Annotated in this window: 7 protein-coding genes; 4 read left to right on the top strand and 3 right to left on the bottom strand. The window is 69.1% G+C overall.

Going from position 1 to position 6,140, the window contains the following annotated elements; genetic code table 11:
- Positions 1-36: 36 nt before the first annotated feature.
- Together AC07XS_RS15555 and fzlA are read left to right on the top strand one after the other, a co-directional pair.
- Complete coding sequence (locus tag AC07XS_RS15555) at positions 37-987, top strand: cation diffusion facilitator family transporter (RefSeq protein WP_182715164.1); 951 nt, start codon at positions 37-39, stop codon at positions 985-987.
- A 58-nt stretch (positions 988-1,045) separates the two neighbouring features.
- The gene (fzlA, locus tag AC07XS_RS15550) at positions 1,046-1,732 is read left to right on the top strand and encodes an FtsZ-binding protein FzlA (RefSeq protein WP_182715161.1); all 687 of its coding nucleotides are present in this window, start codon (positions 1,046-1,048) and stop codon (positions 1,730-1,732) included.
- Here fzlA and AC07XS_RS15545 read toward each other — a convergent pair.
- On the bottom strand, positions 1,729-2,064 hold the full coding sequence (locus AC07XS_RS15545; RefSeq protein ID WP_182715162.1) for a GIY-YIG nuclease family protein: 336 nt from the start codon (positions 2,062-2,064) through the stop codon (positions 1,729-1,731). The two genes, fzlA and AC07XS_RS15545, sit on opposite strands and share 4 nt — an antisense overlap.
- Before the next feature lie 58 nt (positions 2,065-2,122).
- Here AC07XS_RS15545 and AC07XS_RS15540 point away from each other — a divergent pair, with 58 nt between their 5' ends.
- Both AC07XS_RS15540 and queG read left to right on the top strand, forming a co-directional pair.
- Positions 2,123-2,662 carry a DUF2239 family protein gene (locus AC07XS_RS15540; RefSeq protein WP_152949116.1) on the top strand — a complete coding sequence of 180 codons (540 nt, stop codon included), beginning with the start codon at positions 2,123-2,125 and terminating at the stop codon, positions 2,660-2,662.
- A gap of 194 nt (positions 2,663-2,856) precedes the next feature.
- Positions 2,857-3,984: a tRNA epoxyqueuosine(34) reductase QueG gene (gene queG, locus AC07XS_RS15535; RefSeq protein ID WP_182715163.1), complete on the top strand. Its 1,128-nt coding sequence runs from the start codon at positions 2,857-2,859 to the stop codon at positions 3,982-3,984.
- Between the two features lie 221 nt (positions 3,985-4,205).
- Here the strand turns inward: queG and bamJ are convergent, their stop codons facing one another.
- Together bamJ and AC07XS_RS15525 are read right to left on the bottom strand one after the other, a co-directional pair.
- Entirely contained in the window at positions 4,206-4,721 is a 516-nt protein-coding gene (gene bamJ, locus AC07XS_RS15530; RefSeq protein WP_054764150.1) for a BamJ family beta-barrel-assembly machinery protein, read from the bottom strand.
- The gene (locus AC07XS_RS15525; RefSeq protein ID WP_182715165.1) at positions 4,702-5,904 is read right to left on the bottom strand and encodes a threonine ammonia-lyase; all 1,203 of its coding nucleotides are present in this window, start codon (positions 5,902-5,904) and stop codon (positions 4,702-4,704) included. Before AC07XS_RS15525 ends, bamJ begins: the two co-directional genes overlap by 20 nt.
- Positions 5,905-6,140 lie beyond the last annotated feature (236 nt).

Here is a 6,140-nt window from a genome sequence, read left to right as displayed (position 1 = left end):
GTCAAGGCCGCCCCGACCCCTTCGGAGGATCCGCATCTGGCCACGCGCCGCATCACGCGGCTGTCGGTCGGGGCGGCCTTGACCCTGATCGCGCTGAAGGCCTTCGCCCTGGGCGCCTCCGGCTCGGTCTCCATCCTGGCCAGTCTGACGGATTCGGTTCTGGACCTGGCGGCCTCCCTGGCCACCTTCTTCGCCGTGCGCTGGGCCGCCGCGCCCCCGGACGAGGATCATCGCTACGGCCACGGCAAGGGCGAGGCCCTGGCGGCCCTGGTCCAGGCGGGTCTGGTCTTCGCCTCGGCCCTGTTCATCGGCTGGGAGGGGCTGCAGCGCATCTTCGACCCGCGTCCCGTCACCGCCGGAAGCTGGGCCGTGGGGGTGGTCATCGCCTCCATCGCCGTCACGGGCTGGCTGGTCTGGATGCAGACCCGCGCCCTGAAGACCAGCGGCTCCCTGGCGGTCGCGGGCGACCGCGCCCATTACGCCGCCGATCTGGCCTCCAATCTGGTGGTGCTGGTCGGGGTGATCTCGGGCGCCTTCCTCGGCGCGCCGGGCCTGGACGCCGCCGCCGGACTGGTGGTCGCCGTCTGGCTGTTCTGGGGCGCGATCGGCATGTTGAGGGCCGCCGCCGACCATCTGCTGGACCGCGCCGCCCCGGAAAGCGACCGCGCCGCCATCGCCCAGGCCGTCCTGGCCGACCCCCGCATCCAGGGCGTCCACCAGCTTCGCACCCGCATGGCCGGTTCGGTCATGATGATCCAGATGCATGTCGATCTGGACCCCGACCTGCGTCTGGAGGCGGCCCACGCCATCGTCGTCGAGGCCGAACGCCGAGTGCTCAGCCACTATCCCACGGCCGACATCCTGATCCACGCCGACCCGCGCGGGCGCGCCGTCGCTGCCGCCCCGTCCGAACCGGCGCCCGCCGCCGAGGCCCAGGCCCCTGCTGCGGACACGCCGCCGGCCCCGCCCAAAGGCCCCTGGTCCTGACGGCTCCGCCGTCGATGCGGTAAACGGACATTAACGGGTGCGGGCGCATCTAGGGCCTATGTCCGGCTCCTGCGTCCTGTTCCACTTCCCCTTCCAGCCCGCCTCGCGCGCGGCGCGCCTGGGCCTGGGCGAGGCGCGGATCGAATGGACCGATACGCCGGTTCGTCCGTGGGAAGAGGATTGCCCGGTCAATGATCTGAACCCCTCGGGCCTGCCGCCCGTCGTCCAGACGACCGACCGCGGTCGCCCCCTGACCCTGTGCGAACTGCCGGCCGTCCTGGGCTGGATCGAGGACCAGCAGAAGGCGCCCCTGCTCCTGCCCGCCGACCCCGCCGAACGGGCCGAGGCGCGCCGCCTGACCGGCTGGTTCGAGCGCCGCTTCACCGACGAAGTCGACGCCGTCCTTCTGCACGAGCGGATGGAGAAACCCCTGCTCAAACTGGGCCCGCCCGAGGCCCGCGCTTTGCGCTACGGCCGCGACGCCCTGAAATCCCACCTCGCCATGCTGGAAGACCTGGTCGCCGCCCGCGACTGGCTGGCCGGCCGCCGGCTGTCCCAGGCCGACCTGATCGCCGCCGCCCACCTGTCCGTCTTGGACTATTTCGGCGAGGTCCAGTGGACCCACTGGCCCGCGCTGAAGCTCTGGTACTCCAAGGTCAAATCCCGCCCCTGCTTCCGCCCCCTGCTGGCCGACCGCTTCGTCGGCGTGCCGCCGTCGGGGTGGTATGCCGATCTGGACTTCTAAAGCGCCTCGGCCCCCAATCGCGCGATCCACAGCTTCGCTCGACTGACCAGCTCATCCTTGCGGCGCAGGTCCGAGACGTCCTCCGGCAGACGGTCCAGCTGTTCGAAGCGGAAATCCTCGGGTGCGTGCGCCTTCCAGGCCGCCTGGAGCGACCGATAGGGGCTGCCGCCGTGACGCAGCGCGAACCACAGGCCGTTCTGTTCGGTGTCGATGTGGCGGCTCTTGCCGACCCAGACCTGGCCCGTCGCGCTGCAGATCACAGCATACACCCCGGCGATGGTCGGCCGCTCCTTATATTCCGCGATCAGGGTCTTGCGATCTGTCTGGGTCATGGCGCTCTCTTATTTATCCCGGTATAAATATGACGACTAATTTCATCCGGGTAAATACATGGGCGACGAAAATCGCAATCTGGTTCTGTTCGACGGCCCCCGCCGCATCGCCAGAGGCTCGGACGCCGCTGTAGCGGCCGCCTTGCGCAAGGCCCTGGAGGCGGCGCCTCAAGCCGCGCTGCGCGTGTTCGATCTGGCGACCGGTCGGCCGGTCGACCTGGACCTCCGCGAGACAGAAGCCGCTCCGGCCGCCAGGCGCGGCCGTCCGCGCCTGGGCGTCGCCGCGCGCGAGGTCACGCTCCTGCCCCGCCACTGGGACTGGCTGGCCAGCCAGCCGGGGGGCGCCTCGGCCGCCCTGCGGCGTCTGGTGGACCAGGCCCGCAAGACCGGCGCAGACGACGACGCGCGGCGCCGCCGCACCGAGGCCGCCTATGGCTTCATGGTCGAAACAGCCGGCGACGCCCCCGATTTCGAAGAGGCCAGCCGCGCCCTGTTCGCCGGCGACCGCGACCGGCTCGCCGCCCTGATCGCCCCGTGGTCGCCCGACATCCAGGCCCAAATCCTTGAGCTGTTCGACGGCGCCGCATCGACCGAATGACCGCCCCAGAATCCTCTCCCGCTTGCGGGAGAGGTGGCCCGGCGTCCGCGCAGCGGACCAGGGTCAGAGAGGGAAGTGTCGCCAAAGGCTGAACTTCCCCCATCGTCAGCCGTCTCGCTCCGCTCGACGCGCTGACACTTCCCCCGCAAGCGGGGGAAGGTCTTCCTCGCCCGATTTCGTGCTATCCCCGCCCCGTGTCCGACCGCCTGAAAACCTTCATCCGCCGGCGCGCGGCCGAGCTCGGCTTCGACGTCTGCCGCTTCGCCTCGGCCGCCGAAGCCTGGCCGGCGGGCGAGCGGCTGCGGCGTTTCGTGGACGAGGGCCGGCATGGCGACATGGCGTGGATGCAGACCACCCTGGACCGCCGCCGGCACCCCACCGCCATGTGGGACGAGGCCAGGACCGCCATCGTCCTGGGCATGAACTACGGCCCCGACCAGAACCCGCTGGATCAGCTGGCCGACCGCTCGGCCGCCTATATCTCGGTCTATGCGCGCGGCGACGACTATCATGAGGTCATCAAGGGCCGGCTGAAACAGCTGGCGGGCCAGATCGCGGCCTGCAACGGCGCCGACATCAAGGTCTTCGTCGACACGGCGCCCCTGATGGAAAAGCCGTTGGCCCAGCGCGCCGGACTGGGCTGGCAGGGCAAGCACACCAATCTGCTCAGCCGCACCCACGGCAACTGGTTGTTTCTGGGCACGATCCTGACCGCCGCCGAGATCGAGCCGGACGCGGCCGAGACCGAACACTGCGGCCGCTGCACCGCCTGTCTCGACGCCTGCCCCACCAAGGCCTTCCCCGCCCCGTTCCAGCTCGACGCCCGACGCTGCCTCTCCTACCTGACCATCGAATTCGGCGGTCCCTGGCCGGTCGAGTTCCGCACCCTGACCGGATCGCGCATCTATGGCTGCGACGACTGTTTAGCCGTCTGTCCGTGGAACAAGTTCGCGCAAGAGGCCCGCGAGATCCGGCTTCAGCCCCGCCCGGCCCTTGAAAGCCCACGCCTGGACGACCTGCTGGGGCTGGACGACCCCGCCTTTCGCGCCCTCTTCGCCAAGAGCCCGGTCAAGCGGATCGGCCGGGATCGGTTTCTCAGGAACGTGCTCTACGCCGTGGGAAACTCGGACGACGCGACGCTGATCGCCCCGACGAAAGCCTTGCTGGCCGACCCCTCGCCCCTGGTGCGCGGCGCCGCCGTCTGGGCCCTGTCGCAGCTGACGCCGCCCGCCGAATTTGCGGCCTTGGCCCAGGCGACGACCGAAACCGATCCCCAGGTTCTGGAGGAATGGCGGCGGTCCGAAACGGCTTGGTCCTCATGACCCACGCGATGGACGGACACGATTTCAAAAGCTTGCTCGAAATCAGCGCTCTTCAACCCACCGCGCGCGCCGAGACGGTTATACTGCCGTCCTGATCTTTGACATTCACCGCAACGCTGCGAGCCGATCGCAAAAATCTGCACGAAAGTGCACTCAAAAAATTCGCAGTGCACTTTTCGTCTCCTCCCCACGACGTGGGGAGAAGACGGATCGTGCGGGCCTCACCCCATCGCGGTCCCGACGCCCGATCCGCCGCCCGGCGCCTTGGCCACGTCCAGCAGCTTCAGCCGGAAGATCAGGACCGAATTGGCCGGAATCTTGGGGCTGGCGCGTTCGCCATAGCCCAGCTCGGGCGGCACATAGAGGATCCATTCGTCGCCGACATGCATCTTCTGCAAGGCCTCGGTCCAGCCCTTGACCACCTCCTCGGGGGTGAAGATGGCCGGCGCGCCGCGCGCGAAGGAGCTGTCGAAGACGGTGTCGTCGATCAGCTTGCCCTCGTAATCGACCTTGACCAGGTCGTTGCGGTCCGGACTGACGCCGCCGGCCGGGCCCGACTGGACGACCTTGTACTGAAGCCCGCTGGGCAGGGTGACGACGCCCTCCTCCTTGGCGTTCTTCTCCAGAAAGGCGACGGCCTCGGCCTTGCCCGCGTTCGGATCGACCGGCTCGGATCGGCCGCAGCCCGCCAGCAACACGGCCGCCAGCAGCGCCGCCCTACCCCATCCGAAGTTCATAGCCGCGTTCCTTCAAGGCCTCGCCGATCTCGTCGGCGTGGGTGCTATCGCGCGTTTCGACCATGATGTCGAACTCCGCCCCCTTGGCCGGCACGTCCAGGGCCAGACGGTTGTGGACCACGTCGATGATGTTGCCGCCCAGGCCGCCGATCACCGCCGCCATGGCCGACAACATGCCCGGCCGGTCGTCGCCCAGGATGCGATAGACGATCAACCTCCGTTCACGGACCATCTCGCGGTTCAGCACCACCGCCAGCATCCGCGGATCGATATTGCCGCCGCACAGCTCCAGCCCGACCTTCATCCCCTTGAACCGATCAGGATAGGCCAGAAGCGCCGCCAGTCCCCCGGCGCCCGCCCCCTCCGACACCGTCTTCTCATAGGTGACGTAATAGGAGACGGCCCGTTCGAAGTCCGCCTCCTCGCAGACGAAGACCTCGTCCACCAGCGGATTGGCCAGGGCGAAGGGGATGTCGCCCACCGCCTTGATGGCGATCCCCTCGGCTATGGTCTGACCGGTGCAGACCGGCGGCTGGCCCGCCCGTTTGGCGGTGAAGGAGGGATAGCGCGCCGCCTCGACCCCGAAGACCTTGATGTCCGGCTTCATCGCCTTGGCCGCAATGGCGCAGCCGGCGATCAGCCCGCCCCCGCCGATCGGAATGACCAGGGCCTCCAGATCCGGCGCATCCTCCAGGAACTCGATGGCGCAGACCCCCTGGCCCGCCACGATCCCCTCGTCGTCGAAGGCCGAGACGAAGACGTAGCCCTTCTCCGCCTCCAGCCGCTTGGCCGCCTCGGTCGATCCGGTGAAGTCCAGCCCCTCGATCACCACCGTGGCCCCGTGGGAGCGGGTGCCGTTGATCTTGGCGAAGGGCGTGCCCTCCGGCATCACAATGGTGACCGGCACCCCCAGCCGTCCGCCGTGATAGGCCAGGGCCTGGGCGTGGTTGCCGGCGCTGGCCGCGACCACGCCGCGCTTGCGCTCCTCGGGGGTCAGCATCAGCAGCCGGTTCAGCGCGCCGCGCTCCTTGAAGCTGCCGGTGAAGTGCAGATTGTCGAACTTGACCCAGACCTCGGCCCCCGTCAGCTGCGACAGCTTGCGGGAATAGCGGGCGGGGGTGCGGTCCACCTGACCGGCGATCCGGCCCTGGGCCGCCTCGATATCGGCGAAGGTGACGGTCATATAGGCGGGCTCCAGTACTGCCTGCCGGGCGCTGCGCCCGAGCATTTCCGCCGCCTCTTTCGCGCTTTGTCGGTTCCGGGTCCAGAGGGTGCAACCTTGACCGTGGCGAGGGCGTTGTGGGTCGTGCGATAATGGACCGTCGCATCCCGGCCCTTCCCCTGGGGCCGGATACTCGGAAGGAAGCCCCCATGTCGATCCGCCCCTCGCCCTGGCCGCCGTCGCGGCCGCCCCCCATT

It is taken from the genome of Brevundimonas sp. GW456-12-10-14-LB3, assembly GCF_059424365.1.
This window is presented reverse-complemented; position numbering and strand designations above follow the sequence as displayed.